The organism is Flavobacterium calami (assembly GCF_038290035.1).
Taxonomy (GTDB): Bacteria; Bacteroidota; Bacteroidia; order Flavobacteriales; family Flavobacteriaceae; genus Flavobacterium; species Flavobacterium calami.
On sequence record NZ_JBBYHS010000020.1, the window covers coordinates 42,328 to 57,811 of the forward strand.

Below are 15,484 nucleotides of genomic sequence, written 5' to 3' on the forward strand. Positions count from 1 at the left end.
ACAAGAATTAAAAAATCTGCAAGATCTGCGAAATCTGCGTGAAAAAATTTCTCGAATTTGTAAAATCAATTTTGAATATTCAACAATAATAAAAAAGTAATAATTATCATATTTCGAAAAAGTTGCAAGTTCTACTTTTGTCGAAATTTTTAAAAACAAATTAAAAAGCTTAAAGCCCAGAGCTTAAAGCCTAAAGCAAAAACATAATGAAAGGCGTATTATTAGTAAACTTAGGTTCTCCGGACAGTCCAACTCCAAAAGATGTAAAACCGTACTTAGATGAATTTTTAATGGATAAATATGTGATTGATGTTCCATATTTATTGAGAGCTTTATTGGTTCGTGGTATTATTTTAAGAAAAAGGCCAGAAGAATCAGCGCACGCTTACTCAAAAATCTGGTGGGAAGAAGGTTCTCCATTGGTTGTGCTTTCAGAAAGAATGCAAAAAAAAGTGCAGCCTTTAGTAAATGTTCCTGTTTCTTTAGCAATGCGTTACGGAAGCATGACAATCGAAAAAGGACTTCAGGAATTAAGCGACAAAGGAGTTACCGATGTAATGCTTTTTCCTTTATATCCGCAATATGCAATGGCTTCAACTTTGACAATTTTGGTTAAAGCAGAAGAAATCCGCAAAAAGAAATTCCCTAATATGAAGTTTACAGATGTTCCGGCATTTTACAACAAACCGGATTACATTAAAAATTTAGCAGATTCAATTCAGAAACATTTAGTAGGATTTGATTACGATCATTTATTGTTTTCGTACCACGGAATCCCGGAGCGTCATATCCGTAAAACCGATGTAACAAAATCACATTGTAAAATTGACGGTTCCTGCTGTAACACGCCATCTCCGGCGCACGAATTCTGTTACCGTCACCAATGTTATGAAACGACAAAACAAGTCATTAAACTATTAGGTCTTCCGGAAGATAAATACAGTCTGACTTTTCAATCTCGTTTGGCGGGAGACAAATGGCTAGAACCTTATACGGATGTTGAAATTGACAATATGCCATCAAAAGGTATCAAGAAACTAGCGGTTGTAACACCAGCTTTCGTTTCGGATTGTTTAGAAACTCTGGAAGAAATCGCCATGCGTGCCAAAGAAGATTTTGAAGCAAATGGAGGAGAAGAGTTTCTTGCCGTTCCATGTTTGAATGATGATGATGAATGGTGTGAGACGGTGAGTAACTGGATTAATGATTGGGCTAAATAGAGTAAAGAAGAAAGAGTAAAGAAAAAAGACTTTATAATGGAGTATTATAATTACTTAAAATCACTGCACATTATCTTCGTACTAACCTGGTTCGTAGGATTGTTTAATATTGTGCGCTTGTTTGTATATCAAATAGAAGCAAATGATAAACCATCTCCCGAAAAAGAAATTCTGCAGGCGCAATTCAAAATAATGAGTTACCGTTTGTGGTATATTATCACATGGCCATCAGCAATTTTAGCCAGTATTTTTGCTTTTTGGATGTTATTTTTTACCGATTTAGGAAATGCATGGCTCAAAATGCCCTGGATGCACATTAAATTAGGTTTCGTTTTTCTATTGTATCTGTATCATTTAAAGTGCCATCAGATTTTTAAACAATTACAGAATAATGAGGTAAAATATTCCAGCAATTATATGCGCTTATGGAATGAAGGCGCCACAATTATTTTGTTCGCTATTGTTTTTTTAGTAGTTTTAAAAAGTGCCTTTAACTGGATTTTCGGCGTAGTCGGAATTATATTGTTCTCGGTTGTGCTTATGCTGGGATTCCGATTTTACAAGAGAATTAGGGAAAAGAAATAATTGGTAAATTGTGAATTGTTAATGGTAAATTATAATGCAGACCGAATAATTCATAATTTACAATTCACAATTTATAATTAAAAAAATGCTAAACACCTTCAAAATGACAATGCTTTCGCTTCGTACCAGGATTTTCCTGTCGATGATTGTATTGATTGTGGTGGCATCTTTTTTATTGGCTTCGATTTCGATTATTCAGTTTAAAACAGAGGCCAAAGAATACCATCAGGAACGTTTAGAACGAAAAGAAAATGCGGTAAAAGAACACATCAATTACGTTCTTTCGACTACTACTTATCCGCTGAAAACGCAAAATCTGGATTTGATTTTTAAAGATAAAATCCATGAGTTAGCGCAGATTCACAAAATTGAAATCAATATCTACAGCCTTAACGGAAAATTATTAAAATCATCCAAAGAGTCTTTTGCTGTCGATAAAGCACCACCGCCAATTCCGGATTTTATTTTAAAACTCGTGCGCTCGTCTATCGAAAAGCGTTTTGTAGATATTAAAACAATTGATGGAGTCAAAAACCGGTCTTCATACAGTTTAATTAAAGACGAAAAATTCAAACCACTCGGAATCCTTAATCTTCCGTATTTAGAAGATGACGGCTATTACGACAATGAGTTGAATACCTTCCTGATCCGTTTGAGTCAGGTGTATTCTTTCATGTTGATTGTCGCTTTTGCATTAGCATATTTCCTTTCGACTTACATCACAAAATCGTTAAAAACAATTTCGGAGCGACTTGAAGAAACCAATCTGGATCAGAAAAACGAAAAAATTGTTTTAGAAGCCAATAGCAAAGAAGTAAACTTTCTGATCAGAGCCTACAACGGAATGGTAGACAAACTGGAAAAAAGTGCTGTCAAATTAGCACAGAGTGAACGTGAGGAGGCCTGGCGGGAAATGGCAAAACAGGTGGCTCATGAAATTAAAAATCCGCTAACGCCGATGCGTTTGACTGTTCAGAGTTTTCAGCGAAAATTTGATCCGAATGATCCTGATGTAAGACAGAAAATGAATGATTATTCCGAAACCTTAATCCAGCAAATTGATACGATGACGTCTGTAGCGTCGGCGTTTTCGAATTTCGCTTCTATGCCGGCTCAGCAAAATGAGACTTTAAATGTGGTTGAGGTCGTTGAACTGGCTTTGGATATTTTTAACGAAGAGTATATTTCTTTTGAAAGTGATGAAGAAGAAATTATTTCCAAAATGGATCGTACACAGCTAATCCGTGTAATTACCAATCTGGTTAAAAATGCCACTCAGGCTATTCCGGAAAGTCAGTTTCAGAAATCAATAGTGGTTTCGGTAAAACGCCGGGATGATAATGTGGAAATTGCAGTAAAAGACAACGGAATCGGAATTCAGAAACAAGATATTGGAAGGATTTTCGAACCAAAGTTTACCACCAAAACAAGTGGTATGGGACTTGGTCTCGGAATTATCAAAAACATCATAGAAAATTACAAAGGAACAATTACCTTTGAGTCAACTTACGGAAAAGGGACTACATTCAGGGTTACCCTGCCTATTACGAACTCATAAAAAACTAGCGTTATGAACTACGAAAATATTTTAATTTCTATCGAAGAAAAAATCGCAACAGTAACGATTAACAGACCTGAAAAGCTGAATGCTCTGAATAAAGCGACGATAAGCGATCTTAGTAAAGCAATTAAATTATTAAGCAAAAATGAAGAGGTTCGTGTCATCATTTTAACCGGAAGCGGTGAAAAAGCTTTTGTAGCAGGTGCCGATATTTCTGAATTTGCAAATTATACCATTGTTGAAGGTGCTCAACTGGCGGCTGAAGGTCAGGAATCTCTTTTTGATTTTGTCGAAGGGCTGAAAAAACCAGTTATTGCAGCCATTAACGGATTTGCATTGGGAGGCGGATTAGAATTGGCAATGGCCTGTCATTTCAGAATTGCTTCTGATAATGCTAAAATGGGATTGCCAGAAGTAAGCCTGGGATTAATTCCGGGTTATGGAGGAACGCAGCGTCTGCCTCAGTTAATAGGGAAGGGTCGTGCCATGGAAATGATTATGACAGCAGCCATGATTTCAGCAGAAGAAGCCAGACAATTTGGTTTGGTAAATTATGTAGTGCCTCAGGCTGAACTTTTGCCTTTTACAAATGTGATAGCCCAAAAAATTATTAAAAATGCTCCTTTTGCAATAGGGAAGGCAATAAAAGCTATTAATGCCAATTTTGAAGATGGTAAAAATGGTTTTGATACCGAAATAAAATCTTTTGGGAAATGTTTTGGAACCGCAGATTTTAAAGAAGGAACAACTGCATTTTTAGAAAAAAGAAAGGCAGAATTTACAGGGAAATAACAATAGTAGAGACCTGTAAAGTAAAAACTTAGCACCTTAGCATCTCAGAATCTTAGCACCTTAAAAAAATGTACGAACCAATATTTGCCCTTTTTTGTGAACGAGTTAAAGAAAGTATCCAGGCCGGAACTTTCGCAAAACTGACTCTGGCCAAAACCATGGGCGATACCGAGATCAAAAACATCTATTTCAGATTAGTTCTGAATGAAGATAATACGTTCTCGATTTCACTAACGACCCGTTATAAAACAGAAGAAATCGAAAGCATCCATTCGCTAGATGAAGCTCTGCTAATCTTAGCATCATATATTAAAAAACCGTTTTTAACTGCTCTGCTTTTTACAACAGACAATGATGTAACCTTCAAAGTCAACAAAAAGAACGCAGGAAGTATTATTGAACAAGATCCCACGTTTAAAAATGCTTCGCCGGTAATGCTGGAAATGATAGAGAAAGGTATCGTCTAAAAATTGTAAAGATGAACTTTTTAACTACAATTCAAAATTCAGAAATCAACATATTTAAAACCTTAAAATGAATAGAAAAATTACCATTTTTATACTGACTTTGACTTTTATAAGTACAGCAGTTGCACAAACTAAACTAAAACAATATAAAGCCGGTCATACCTTTGACATTAGTTTACCGGATTATATGAATAAAACAGCAGGATTAAATACTTCTGCAGCTATTCAGTATAAAAGTGAGGTGAAAGAAGTTTATGGATGCATAATTTATGATACTAAAGAAGAATTAAGTTATATCGAATTAAATTACACTTCTGTAAATGACTTTTATGATGATTTTATGAAGGACTTTTTAGCAGATGAGGAAAAGAAAACAATTTCTAAACCTGTTTCTAAAAAAATAGGAGAGATTAATTTTATAGAAACAGACGCCAGCTATTTTGATAAAGAAGCGAATATGGAAATTTATTATCTGGTCGGGATAGTTGAAACTAAAAAATCCTTTTACAAAGTAATGTCATGGACTTCTAAAGACAAGAAAGATACTTTTAAAGCCGATTTTCAAAAAATATTATATAGTTTGAAAGACTAACTTTAAAAGCCCAAAGAGAAACTTTATTCTTTTTGGGCTTTTTTGATTCTATGCAAAAGGTATCTTTTACTTTTAAAGTTTAAAAGAGCTTTGTGACTCCTTAGATTAATATTTCTTTATGATAAGATCAGTTTCAAAATGTTAATTTTGCATTTCGTTTAAAAATACAAAAATGAAACTCTCCAAACCAAGATTAGCTCTAATCTGCGGTATACTCTGCATCTCAATTTTTCCCATACTGGTAAAATTACGTTTGACTCCCGGGTTAATTTCGGCTTTTTACCGTATGTTTTTTGCGGTGGTTTTGCTTTTGCCGTATGTACTTTTGAGCAAAAACTTTAAACTGCCCACATTACGATTTACACTTTTGGCAGCGCTTTGCGGCATTTTGTTTGCCTCAGATGTTGCGGTTTGGAATATCGCCATTCAGGATTCGAGTGCTACTCAGGCTTCTTTATTGACCAATTTGTCTCCGGTTTGGGTTGGAATTGGTTCTTTTTTGTTCCTGAAATCAAAACCCGCAACTAACTTTTGGATTGGAACCTTGGTATCTTTATTCGGTATGGTCACTTTGGTTGGCTTTACCTTTTTTATGGAATTAAATTTTGATCAGGCTTTCCTTTTTGCTGTTTTGTCCGGCATTTTATATTCAATTTACCTTCTGATTAGTAAAAATGTACTTTCAAAAGTGGATGTTTTATCGTTTATGACCATAAGTTTATTTGCTTCAAGTATCTATTTGGGAATTTTGTGTTACAGCTTAAACGAGTCTTTTACCGGATTTACTGATGCAGGATGGTTTGTATTGATACTGCAGGCTGTAATTTGTCAGTTGTGCGCCTGGCTTTCGGTTAGTTACGCAACACAGCACATGCGCGCCACTAGAGTTTCACTGAGTTTGTTGAGTCAGGCCGTAATAACATCTATCTTAGCATGGCTTTTTCTGGAAGAACAAATAACGTTACAAATGGTTTTGGGCGGTATTATTTTGCTTTTCGGAATCCGGATTACCTTTTACGACAAGACGATTTCGCTTAAATTTTTATCTTCAAAAAAGTAGAAAATATAAAAGCTCCCTTTTGTCAGGAATTGAAAAAAGGAAGTTTTATGAATGTTTAAACATCTGATGAAGTTATAGTTCCAGATTTGGAGCAATTACTGCGGAAATATAAATGCGACCACTGCTCTTAATCCCCAATCTGGTTTTATAGATTGATGTCCAACAATTGGAATTAGAGGCATTACGGCAAATTGCATGGTCTGACCGCCTAATTTTGTAATTGCACCAACATTGGGACTCAATGTAATAAGAGTTGTATTTCCCTGCCAGTTTTGAGTAATTTCTGAAGTAACACCTAAACTTGCACCACTTTTATAGCTATGGGTTAGAAAGATTTGGGTATAAAACTGATTAAAATCTGCTCTGTCAGCATTTCCTGCAACAGACCAGATTTGATTGGCTAAAAAACCTATAGAAAGCCCTTTTCCCTGATGCATGACCAAAACGCTGGGACCTATTCCGAATTTTTCTGTTCCTAAAAATTTTTCTGTGGCAGTTGGCACTAAAAAAGCAGGCCCTAAACCTAAAATAAGGCCTTTAGTTTTAGGAGCAAAAAATGCTGTCACTGTTGCATCACTTAAGCCAAATTCATGAGTATTTTCTCCTGTAACATCCTGCTGATCTACAACCGGAAGAATATAACGCGTAATTAAATTTAAATTCTCACTCAACTTAAAAGGAACAACAGGTTGTATATTAATCTGATATTTTATTCCATTATAAGGACCAATTCCATAAGTAAGATTATTTTGTAGCGGAACACTAATTAAGCTTGCAACAGGATTGGCCATTTTATCGGCGAGTTCTTGTGCACTGTTTCCTGATTTTGTTGGCTCTTCCTGAGCATAAGAATTAAAACTTAAAACAAAACAAAGTATGCCTGGCAGGAATTTGATGACTTTATGTGATACAGATTTCATATTTTTTTAATTTACAGATTCTTCATTTTTGGATTAAAATGAAACAACTAAACCAATGAAAGTTGTTTCACTTTAATCACTAACTAACTCAAATCTAATTATCTGAAAAAACCTTTTTCCAGTCGTCTTTAATACTCACAATATGATATTTGTATTTTGCAGCAGTATTTAATGATAAATTATCTTTTTCCTGATAGTTGTATTCTCGGATAGAATCATTATGATTTATAATTAATTGAAAAGAAGGATATTTGCTTCCTGAAGAATATCTTAACATGGCAAGATCGCCGGCTCCGCCTTCATTTCCGCAGGCAAAAACAGGACGTTGACCAATCTGTAATTGTATTGCTACAGGTTTACCTTCTTTATCGTTAAAATGATTTAAAGCAGGTTCTCTGATAACCGCATTTTTAGCATCGTCAAATTTATATTTGAAAGAAGTTCCAACTACTTGCTCTTTCGGAATTCCATAAAAATCAGGAGCTATAGCACGAACAAATTCGACTGTTCCGCCAGTTACAATAAAAGTTTTGAAATTGTTTGCACGCAGATAATTCAAAAGCTCTAATTGTGGCTGGTATCTGATCTGTTTTAACGAAACATTTTTACCCGGATAACTTGCGCCAGTATAAAACTCTTTTGCAAAAGTCTCAAATTCATCCTCTGTGATTCCGGTATGCGTTGCTGCAATTAGCTCAACAAGTGTTTTGTTTCCTCCTTTCTCAAAATAAGTTTTATCTTTTTCGATTACGGCTTTAAAAGGCTGTTTTTTCGCTAATTCAGGGTTTGCTTCTACCATTTTTTTAACTCTGTAAAAAGCAAATAATTCCTGAACAAGAGGTTTTTCGGCCCACAGTGTTCCATCATTATCAAAAGTGGCAATTCTATTCTCTACCGGAATAAAATCCGGGCTTCCTTCCTTTGTTACTTTTTCAACATAAGCGATAATCCCGCTTTTTAAATTTCCTTCGTTCCAGCTTGGCAATGGATCTCCATTTATAGCGGTTTCTGTCTGATTGCTCTCTTTTGTTGGAGAAGTTAAGTTGTCTGATTTTTTGCATGAAAAGAAAAACAAAACGACTAGAGTCCAAAAAGATATATTTTTTATCATGGTGTTTTCATTTTAAAAAAGAGATTCAGATTCTAAAATCTGAATCTCTTTAGCATTATTATTTTTTCTTTTTAGAAGTTTCTTCTTTTTGACCTTCTATTTTAGGTATTACATTTTTTTCAATATATTGTTTTGCTTTAATATCTTTCATTGCTTCTTCCATGATGGTGTATGCGGAGAAGCTTGGCGGAATTGATCTTGGAGGGTATTCTTTAAATGTTTCGGCAAATACCACTACATCTTGTATTGCTCCATACATCATCTGTACGTGATTTAACTGCCATTCCCAAAATGAATTAGATGTTATATCTGCTCTTTCAAAAGGATCTTGGTATAAATTAAAAATCTTTTGTAAACGAAGTTTTGTAAATGGTTCTGCCCAAACTCCCATTGTTCCGCCTAAACGTTGTTCTGCAAAAACATATTTATAATCTCCTTCTCTTAAACCTACTAAGAGTCCGTCATCGTCAGTATAAAAGAATTTGTCTCTGGCACTTTTTTGTGATGTGCCTCTTAGGAAATTACTTTGATCGAAACCGTCCAAATGTACTTTATAGGTTTTTCCGTTTGCATTGTATCCTTTTAAAAGTTTGTTTACAATATCCGGCTCTCCTGCAATTGAAGCAAAAGTGGGAATCCAGTCGTTATGGCTCATTAGTTCAGTAGTAACAGTTCCAGGTTTTATAACTCCCGGCCAGCGTACTATACAAGGAACACGAAAAGCGCCATCCCAGTTCGTGTTTTTCTCTGAACGAAAGGGAGTCATAGCTCCATCAGGCCATGTATTCATGTGAGGACCATTATCTGTCGAATAAACCACAATCGTATTATCGGCAATTCCTAAATCATCTAAAGCTTTTAGAATACTTCCGATGGTTTCGTCATGCTCGATCATACCATCGATGTATTCGCTGTCGCCATGCGTGTATCTTCCTCGGTGTTCTTTTCTAACATGTGTTCGTAAGTGCATACGAGTTGCGTTGAACCAGCAGAAAAATGGTTTTCCTGAGCCACTTTGTCTTTTAATAAAATCAATTGCAGCTGCAGAAGTTTCATCATCAACCGTTTCCATTCTTTTTTTGGTAAGCGCTCCTGTATCTTCAATTTTTTGTTTCCCAACTTTTCCAAAACGCGGGTCAACAGTTCCGTCATCTGTATTGGTTGCGGTACATTTTAAAACGCCTCTTGGACCGAATTTTTTCAGGTATTCAGGGTCTTTTGGATAATCCGGCAATTCTGGCTCTTCCTCTGCATTAAGGTGATACAGATTTCCGAAGAATTCATCAAAACCATTAACCGTTGGTAAACTTTCGTTACGATCACCTACGTGATTTTTACCAAATTGTCCGGTAACATAGCCCAGACTTTTTAAAATTCCCCCAATAGACGGGTCTAACTGACTCATTCCCATTGGAGCTCCGGGAAAACCTACTTTTGTAAGTCCTGTACGAAGACCATGCTGACCTGTTAAAAAGGCTGCACGTCCTGCGGTACAGCTTTGTTCTCCATAATAATGTAAAAATCGAAGTCCTTCATTGGCCAGACGGTCAATATTGGGTGTGGTGTATCCCATAAGTCCATCACTGTAAGCACTAATATTGGTAGTTCCAATGTCATCACCCCAAAGTACTAGAATATTGGGCTGCTTTTTACTTTGGGCGTTTACCTCATAATTAGTGAAACACATTAATGCAAATAATAGTATTGCATTTCTAAATCCTTTTTGAAGTTTACTTTTTTTCATGATAATAAAATTGGTTAATGATTTTTTCAGGCGCCATCATTAAAGATTTGAAAAAACCGAATTGATTTTTATGTAAAAGCGAAAATTCTTTCTTTAGAAATTTTGAAGCGGAATTTTCTTAATTTTTGATTAAGATTTTCAAATTTACCTAAATTGACTCCGAAAGGGTGCCTTTATGGGGCATAACATTGTTTCATTTTATAATTTGCAACATATAAAAGCAACTTTTTGTTAAAATTGTGAGAATCAAAAAAATATAATTGCAATAAGTTTACCCTGTTTGTTAATTTTCCAGAAGGTTTTTAATGCATGTGATAAATTTTAAATTAAATATTGTGTATCGCAATAAGAAGAAATAACTTTACAGATACATATTTACAGAAACGAAAAAATGCTACATAAAAATAAAATCCCTGACCTAAAAGTAATCGCATTTGATGCCGATGATACTTTGTTTGTTAACGAACCGTATTTTCAGGAAACAGAACATAAATTTTGTGCCCTGATGGAAGATTATCTTTCGCATCAGGGAATTTCGCAGGAATTGTTTAAAATCGAAATTGCAAATCTGCCTTTATACGGCTACGGAATCAAAGGATATATTTTATCGATGATTGAGGCTGCAATGAATATTTCGAACAATACAATTCCGATTGAAGTCATTGAAAAAATCATTCAATACGGAAAAGAACTGCTGGAAAAACCTATTGAGCTTCTGGACGGAATCGAAGAAACCTTACAGGCTCTGCACGGAAAATACAAACTGGTCGTAGCCACAAAAGGCGATTTGAAAGACCAGCACAGCAAATTACACCGTTCTGGCCTTGGACATTATTTTCACCATATCGAAGTCATGTCAGACAAACAGGAAATTGATTATCAAAAATTATTAGGACGTTTAGATATTCAGGCGCATGAATTTTTGATGATTGGAAATTCGTTAAAATCAGATGTGCTTCCGGTTTTAGGAATTGGCGGTTATGCTGTTCATATTCCTTTTCACACGACCTGGGAACATGAAAAAATCAATCATAAAGTAGAACACGAGCATTTTAGTTCTTTTGAAACCATTGCAGAAGTTGTTCCTAAATTATTATAATGAAAACCCTTTTAGATTTAGAAAACTGGAACAGAAAAGAGCATTTTGAGCATTTCAGCAGGATGGAAGAACCTTTTTTTGGCGTTACTGTAGAAATCGACTGTGCCAAAGCGTATCAAACTGCTAAAACGCTGAAAACTTCTTTTTTTATCTTTTACCTGCATAAAACTTTAGTAGCGGTAAATTCGATTGAGAATTTTAAATATCGGATTTCAGAAGATAAAATTTACATCAATGACAGAATAGATGCGTCGGCAACCATTGGCCGTGAGGATGGAACTTTCGGATTTTCGTTAATTGAATATAACCCTGATTTCAGCGTTTTTGAAAAAAATGCTTTAACAGAAATTGAGCGTATCCAGAAAACATCAGGGCTTTTTACAAGATCATTTGATGAGGATAATCTGATTCATTTTTCGGCGATTCCATGGGTAAATTTCACTTCGCTTTCGCATGCACGTAGTTACACTTATCCAGACAGCTGTCCTAAAATTTCTTTCGGAAAAATGATGACTTCAGAAACCGGAAAAAAAACCATGACAATGTCTGTACATGTACATCATGGATTAATGGACGGCTTGCATATTGGGAAGTTTGTTGATCTTTTTCAGGAATTAATGAATCAATAAAACAACTGATAAACAATTGTTTGGAATGATTTTTGACCGCAGAAGTATATGAAAAAATTAGTATTCGTTTTTCTTTTTATCAGCACTTCAACGCTGTTCAGTCAGACAGTATTGACTTCTTACGCCTTAGATTTAAAAAATGCAGAACTATCCGGTCAGATTATAAATGCCGCAAATAAAGTAACAAACGATTTGTTTGCTTTTGTGGCTGACAGGGAAAATGTTACTATTTTAAAATACAATCAGTTTTTGTTTCTTACCGATCAGTTTACAACAACCAGAATTAAACAGCCTGAGAACGAAATGGTTGGTTACAGTTTCGGGGAAGATGGCAATCCGACTCTCTATTGGGCTTCAGAAGGATCAAAAAACATTATTCTTACCAAATATTTTCTGGACACCAAAACATCTAAAAGCCTGAATTTTAAACTTCCTGTCGAAGAACAGTTTGTTATAACACATTTTCAAAAAAATAATTTTTTTTATCTTTTGGCTCAGGAAAAAAACGAACAAGGATTAGTTCTTTACGTTTTTAAAAATGAAGCATGTGAGGCAAAATCACTTGATTTCTCAACATTCACATTTCAGGATAAAAGCACAAAACAAGTTACTTTAAACCAGATCCTCAGAAAATATCCCATTGAAAAAATAGATCTGGATTTCATCAATCCATTGTTTGTCTCTAACCAAAAAAGCAAATTATATGTATTGAATGATCGTTTGATCCTGACATTAGACCATAATTTCAGACGGACACAGGTTTTTGACATTAATTTGGAAACTTTGGCGATTACAGAAAAAAAATTCCCGCAATCGGCTGACCCAAAAACAATGACAACCTCAAATTCTTTTTTTAGCGATAATAAATTATTTCAGATGAATGTAACAGAGAACGAACTTTTATTCGATGTCAAAGATTATCACTCAAATGAAACACTGAAAAGCATTAAGATTGATCAAAACGATACCTTATATTTTAAAAAGGTTCCTTTCCTTTTTCAAAAAAATGAGAGTCAGCCAAAAAAATTTAAAAGCACTAAGAAGTTTCTAAAAAGTCTTCCTTACATGAATACCGGTTTGTCTGTTTTTAAAAACTATCAGAATACTTATATTACAATTGGAGGATATTTAAATACTTATCAATCTAACAATCCTTTGTTTCTAAATGATGGCCCGTTCTTTTTTCCTGAGAGTAGTTATTCAATGAATACTGAAACCGCTTATTTTGAAGGTATGGTGAATGCCAGTTTAGATCTTATTCAACAGGAAACTCAGCCGCTGGCAATTGACAATATTTTTTATTTTCTGAATATGCATAAAGAAGTAGCTGCTCAGAACATCATAAAATTTAAAGATTATTATATTTTAGGATATTACGACAGAATTACAAAACAATACATCATGCGTAAATTTACAGACGGATTTTATTACGAAGAAAGAAATCCGATCATCAATAAAGCTTCTCTTTCAAACCCTTATCAGTTTGAAACCCTTAAATTTTCTAAGGATTAATTGAAATGTTTTTATGTTTTGCAGTAACAGAAAAATGGTTTGAATTATTTTCGTTAATTTTACAAAAAAGACACACATTATGCTATCAAAAAATATTGAAACGGCTTTAAACAAGCAAATCCGAATAGAAGCAGAATCTTCACAAACCTATCTTTCTATGGCTTGTTGGGCTGAAGTACACGGATTAGAAGGAATCGCTCAGTTTATGTACACTCAGTCAGACGAAGAGCGAGCACACATGCTTAAATTGGTAAAGTATGTAAACGAACGCGGCGGACACGCTCAGATTACAGATCTAAAAGCACCCAGAATAACCTATTCTACTTTTAAAGAAATGTTTGAGGAGCTTTACAACCATGAACTTTTTGTTTCGAAATCGATCAATGAATTAGTACATATTACTTTTGAAGAAAAAGATTATGCTACTCATAATTTCTTACAATGGTATGTTTCTGAACAAATCGAGGAAGAAGCTACAGCTAAATCTATTTTGGACAAAATCAACTTAATTGGTGAAGATAAAGGAGGACTTTACCTGTTCGATCGTGATATTCAGCAGTTAACAGTTACCAGCTCAATTGCCATTAATCCAAAATAAAAAAGTTAAAGTTTATTTAGAATATATAAAAATAATATTTTCTGTTTATATTTGCCTCTGTTTTTAATACCGAGGAAAATTGAGCAAGAAAGAAAAAGACAAGGACAAAAAGAAGGATAAGAAAAAACAAAAGAATAAAATTATCCTTGATAAAATTAAGAAGATTGAAAACTGTAAATCTTCTTGCTGTGAGAAATACAAAAAAAGTGAAAAGAAACGCTGCTCACGCTGTCCTATGTTTGATTTATTCAAAAAGACTGCTTAACGATATAGACAAAACCCACCAGATTTTTCCGGTGGGTTTTTTAGTTTTAAATTGCAGTCAACTTCTGATTTTTTTAAGACTTAAATTTATATGAAAAACCAAATCATAATTCCACAATCTGCTCTTGATTTTTTGCAGAAGCTTAAGGAAAACAATAACAAACCCTGGTTCGAAGCTCATAAACAGGAATATCTAACCGAATTAAATCATATTGAAACTTTTGCAGAGGCTTTACTTCACGAACTTTCTAAAACTGATGTTCTGGAAACCAAATCAGGAAAAAAAAGTGTGTACCGGATTTATCGTGATATTCGTTTTTCTAAAGACAAAACGCCTTTTAAAACTTTTTGGGGAGGCAGCTACACACGTGCAACAGCAGCAAGACGAGGGGGTTATTATTTTCATCTTGAAAAAGGAAACAGTTTTTTTGCAGGCGGCTTTTGGGGACCCAATGCAGCAGATTTAAAACGCATCCGAACTGAATTTGACCATGATTCTGAATCATTTCAAAAAATACTAAATTCAAAAGCTTTTAGAAATACTTTTGGAACTTTGCAGGGTGAGCAGCTCAAAACCGTGCCAAAAGGTTTTGACATCAATCATAAAGCGATTGATTTATTGCGCTTTAAACAGTTTTTGATTATGAAGCGTTTTACGGATGATGAGGTTTTGAGTCCGCAGTTTTTAGAACAGGCTTTGGAAACCATGCAGAATATGAGACCTTTTTTTGATTATATGAGTGAAGTACTCACGACAGATATCAATGGCGCTTCGGTATTGTAATTTATATCCTAAGCTGTCGGTTGAAATTTAAAGAGGTGTCAGGCTGAGTTCATTCGGCTTCGCTCAGGATATACTTAGTCGAAGCCCTCTTAACTTACAAGCCTTCGACTCCGCTCAGGATGACACTTGTCTAAATTAAAATAGAAACCCCGACAGTTTTTTAGCCTGCCGGGGATGAGGTTTTAACCAACAAATAAAAATCTTATTTGTTAAGCAGTAAAATTTCGTTTACAACAACTTCTGTAACGTATCGTTTCTCCCCGTTTTTATCGTCGTAGCTTCTGTGGGTCAGTTTTCCTTCTACGGCTATTTCTTTTCCTTTGACCACATATTTTTCGATAATTTCGGCCGTTTTGCCCCAGGCAGTTACACGATGCCATTCGGTTTGTTCTACTTTTTCACCCTTGTCATTGGTGTATTTTTCGTTGGTAGCAATTCTCAAATGTGCTAATTTTTTTCCGCTTTCTAATGTTTTGATTTCAGGGTCATTACCTACGTTACCGATTAATTGTACTTTGTTTTTCATGGCGTATACTATTTTTAAGG

At 34.7% G+C, this 15,484-nt stretch carries 17 protein-coding genes; 13 read left to right on the top strand and 4 right to left on the bottom strand.

The genetic code is table 11. The features are described 5' to 3' along the window. Positions 1 to 206: 206 nt before the first annotated feature. From hemH to AAEO57_RS17470, 7 genes are all read left to right on the top strand, one after another. Positions 207 to 1,220, top strand: a complete 1,014-nt coding sequence (gene hemH / locus AAEO57_RS17440) for a ferrochelatase (protein ID WP_341694316.1) — start codon at positions 207 to 209, stop codon at positions 1,218 to 1,220. A 36-nt stretch (positions 1,221 to 1,256) separates the two neighbouring features. After that, complete coding sequence (locus AAEO57_RS17445) at positions 1,257 to 1,805, top strand: CopD family protein (protein ID WP_341694317.1); 549 nt, start codon at positions 1,257 to 1,259, stop codon at positions 1,803 to 1,805. 142 nt (positions 1,806 to 1,947) lie between these two features. After that, positions 1,948 to 3,363 (top strand): ATP-binding protein, encoded by a 1,416-nt coding sequence (locus AAEO57_RS17450; RefSeq protein WP_341694363.1) that lies wholly within the window; start codon positions 1,948 to 1,950, stop codon positions 3,361 to 3,363. Between the two features lie 12 nt (positions 3,364 to 3,375). Continuing rightward, the gene (locus AAEO57_RS17455) at positions 3,376 to 4,158 is read left to right on the top strand and encodes an enoyl-CoA hydratase/isomerase family protein (RefSeq protein ID WP_341694318.1); all 783 of its coding nucleotides are present in this window, start codon (positions 3,376 to 3,378) and stop codon (positions 4,156 to 4,158) included. Positions 4,159 to 4,226: 68 nt separating this feature from the next. Continuing rightward, positions 4,227 to 4,625, top strand: a complete 399-nt coding sequence (locus AAEO57_RS17460) for a hypothetical protein (protein WP_341694319.1) — start codon at positions 4,227 to 4,229, stop codon at positions 4,623 to 4,625. 67 nt (positions 4,626 to 4,692) lie between these two features. Continuing rightward, on the top strand, positions 4,693 to 5,217 hold the full coding sequence (locus AAEO57_RS17465) for a hypothetical protein (RefSeq protein ID WP_341694320.1): 525 nt from the start codon (positions 4,693 to 4,695) through the stop codon (positions 5,215 to 5,217). A gap of 172 nt (positions 5,218 to 5,389) precedes the next feature. After that, a complete protein-coding gene (locus AAEO57_RS17470) occupies positions 5,390 to 6,277 on the top strand; it encodes a DMT family transporter (RefSeq protein WP_341694321.1) in 888 nt (295 codons plus the stop codon). A 95-nt stretch (positions 6,278 to 6,372) separates the two neighbouring features. Here the strand turns inward: AAEO57_RS17470 and AAEO57_RS17475 are convergent, their stop codons facing one another. The 3 genes from AAEO57_RS17475 to AAEO57_RS17485 form a co-directional block, all read right to left on the bottom strand. Then, positions 6,373 to 7,197, bottom strand: coding sequence for a hypothetical protein (locus AAEO57_RS17475; protein WP_341694322.1), 825 nt, complete (start codon positions 7,195 to 7,197; stop codon positions 6,373 to 6,375). Between the two features lie 94 nt (positions 7,198 to 7,291). Further along, on the bottom strand, positions 7,292 to 8,308 hold the full coding sequence (locus AAEO57_RS17480) for an HAD family hydrolase (RefSeq protein ID WP_341694323.1): 1,017 nt from the start codon (positions 8,306 to 8,308) through the stop codon (positions 7,292 to 7,294). A gap of 58 nt (positions 8,309 to 8,366) precedes the next feature. After that, complete coding sequence (locus tag AAEO57_RS17485; RefSeq protein WP_341694324.1) at positions 8,367 to 10,052, bottom strand: arylsulfatase; 1,686 nt, start codon at positions 10,050 to 10,052, stop codon at positions 8,367 to 8,369. Between the two features lie 391 nt (positions 10,053 to 10,443). Here AAEO57_RS17485 and AAEO57_RS17490 point away from each other — a divergent pair, with 391 nt between their 5' ends. From AAEO57_RS17490 to AAEO57_RS17515, 6 genes are all read left to right on the top strand, one after another. Then, positions 10,444 to 11,151 carry an HAD family hydrolase gene (locus tag AAEO57_RS17490; RefSeq protein ID WP_341694325.1) on the top strand — a complete coding sequence of 236 codons (708 nt, stop codon included), beginning with the start codon at positions 10,444 to 10,446 and terminating at the stop codon, positions 11,149 to 11,151. Further along, entirely contained in the window at positions 11,151 to 11,780 is a 630-nt protein-coding gene (locus AAEO57_RS17495; protein ID WP_341694326.1) for a CatA-like O-acetyltransferase, read from the top strand. Before AAEO57_RS17490 ends, AAEO57_RS17495 begins: the two co-directional genes overlap by 1 nt. A gap of 48 nt (positions 11,781 to 11,828) precedes the next feature. After that, on the top strand, positions 11,829 to 13,292 hold the full coding sequence (locus tag AAEO57_RS17500; RefSeq protein WP_341694327.1) for a hypothetical protein: 1,464 nt from the start codon (positions 11,829 to 11,831) through the stop codon (positions 13,290 to 13,292). Between the two features lie 79 nt (positions 13,293 to 13,371). Further along, on the top strand, positions 13,372 to 13,890 hold the full coding sequence (locus AAEO57_RS17505; protein ID WP_163396305.1) for a ferritin: 519 nt from the start codon (positions 13,372 to 13,374) through the stop codon (positions 13,888 to 13,890). Between the two features lie 79 nt (positions 13,891 to 13,969). Further along, entirely contained in the window at positions 13,970 to 14,155 is a 186-nt protein-coding gene (locus AAEO57_RS17510; protein WP_341694328.1) for a hypothetical protein, read from the top strand. A 90-nt stretch (positions 14,156 to 14,245) separates the two neighbouring features. Beyond that, a complete protein-coding gene (locus AAEO57_RS17515) occupies positions 14,246 to 14,938 on the top strand; it encodes a DUF2461 domain-containing protein (protein ID WP_341694329.1) in 693 nt (230 codons plus the stop codon). Between the two features lie 202 nt (positions 14,939 to 15,140). Here AAEO57_RS17515 and AAEO57_RS17520 read toward each other — a convergent pair whose 3' ends face one another. Continuing rightward, the gene (locus tag AAEO57_RS17520) at positions 15,141 to 15,464 is read right to left on the bottom strand and encodes a single-stranded DNA-binding protein (protein ID WP_341694330.1); all 324 of its coding nucleotides are present in this window, start codon (positions 15,462 to 15,464) and stop codon (positions 15,141 to 15,143) included. Between the last annotated feature and the right edge of the window lie 20 nt (positions 15,465 to 15,484).

Bases quoted from the DNA above. Each gene is read 5' to 3' on its own strand.
- hemH (WP_341694316.1), top strand. From the start codon at position 207: ATGAAAGGCGTATTATTAGTAAACTTAGGTTCTCCGGACAGTCCAACT.
- AAEO57_RS17445 (WP_341694317.1), top strand. From the start codon at position 1,257: ATGGAGTATTATAATTACTTAAAATCACTGCACATTATCTTCGTACTA.
- AAEO57_RS17450 (WP_341694363.1), top strand. From the start codon at position 1,948: ATGATTGTATTGATTGTGGTGGCATCTTTTTTATTGGCTTCGATTTCG.
- AAEO57_RS17455 (WP_341694318.1), top strand. From the start codon at position 3,376: ATGAACTACGAAAATATTTTAATTTCTATCGAAGAAAAAATCGCAACA.
- AAEO57_RS17460 (WP_341694319.1), top strand. From the start codon at position 4,227: ATGTACGAACCAATATTTGCCCTTTTTTGTGAACGAGTTAAAGAAAGT.
- AAEO57_RS17465 (WP_341694320.1), top strand. From the start codon at position 4,693: ATGAATAGAAAAATTACCATTTTTATACTGACTTTGACTTTTATAAGT.
- AAEO57_RS17470 (WP_341694321.1), top strand. From the start codon at position 5,390: ATGAAACTCTCCAAACCAAGATTAGCTCTAATCTGCGGTATACTCTGC.
- AAEO57_RS17475 (WP_341694322.1), bottom strand. From the start codon at position 7,197: ATGAAATCTGTATCACATAAAGTCATCAAATTCCTGCCAGGCATACTT.
- AAEO57_RS17480 (WP_341694323.1), bottom strand. From the start codon at position 8,308: ATGATAAAAAATATATCTTTTTGGACTCTAGTCGTTTTGTTTTTCTTT.
- AAEO57_RS17485 (WP_341694324.1), bottom strand. From the start codon at position 10,052: ATGAAAAAAAGTAAACTTCAAAAAGGATTTAGAAATGCAATACTATTA.
- AAEO57_RS17490 (WP_341694325.1), top strand. From the start codon at position 10,444: ATGCTACATAAAAATAAAATCCCTGACCTAAAAGTAATCGCATTTGAT.
- AAEO57_RS17495 (WP_341694326.1), top strand. From the start codon at position 11,151: ATGAAAACCCTTTTAGATTTAGAAAACTGGAACAGAAAAGAGCATTTT.
- AAEO57_RS17500 (WP_341694327.1), top strand. From the start codon at position 11,829: ATGAAAAAATTAGTATTCGTTTTTCTTTTTATCAGCACTTCAACGCTG.
- AAEO57_RS17505 (WP_163396305.1), top strand. From the start codon at position 13,372: ATGCTATCAAAAAATATTGAAACGGCTTTAAACAAGCAAATCCGAATA.
- AAEO57_RS17515 (WP_341694329.1), top strand. From the start codon at position 14,246: ATGAAAAACCAAATCATAATTCCACAATCTGCTCTTGATTTTTTGCAG.
- AAEO57_RS17520 (WP_341694330.1), bottom strand. From the start codon at position 15,464: ATGAAAAACAAAGTACAATTAATCGGTAACGTAGGTAATGACCCTGAA.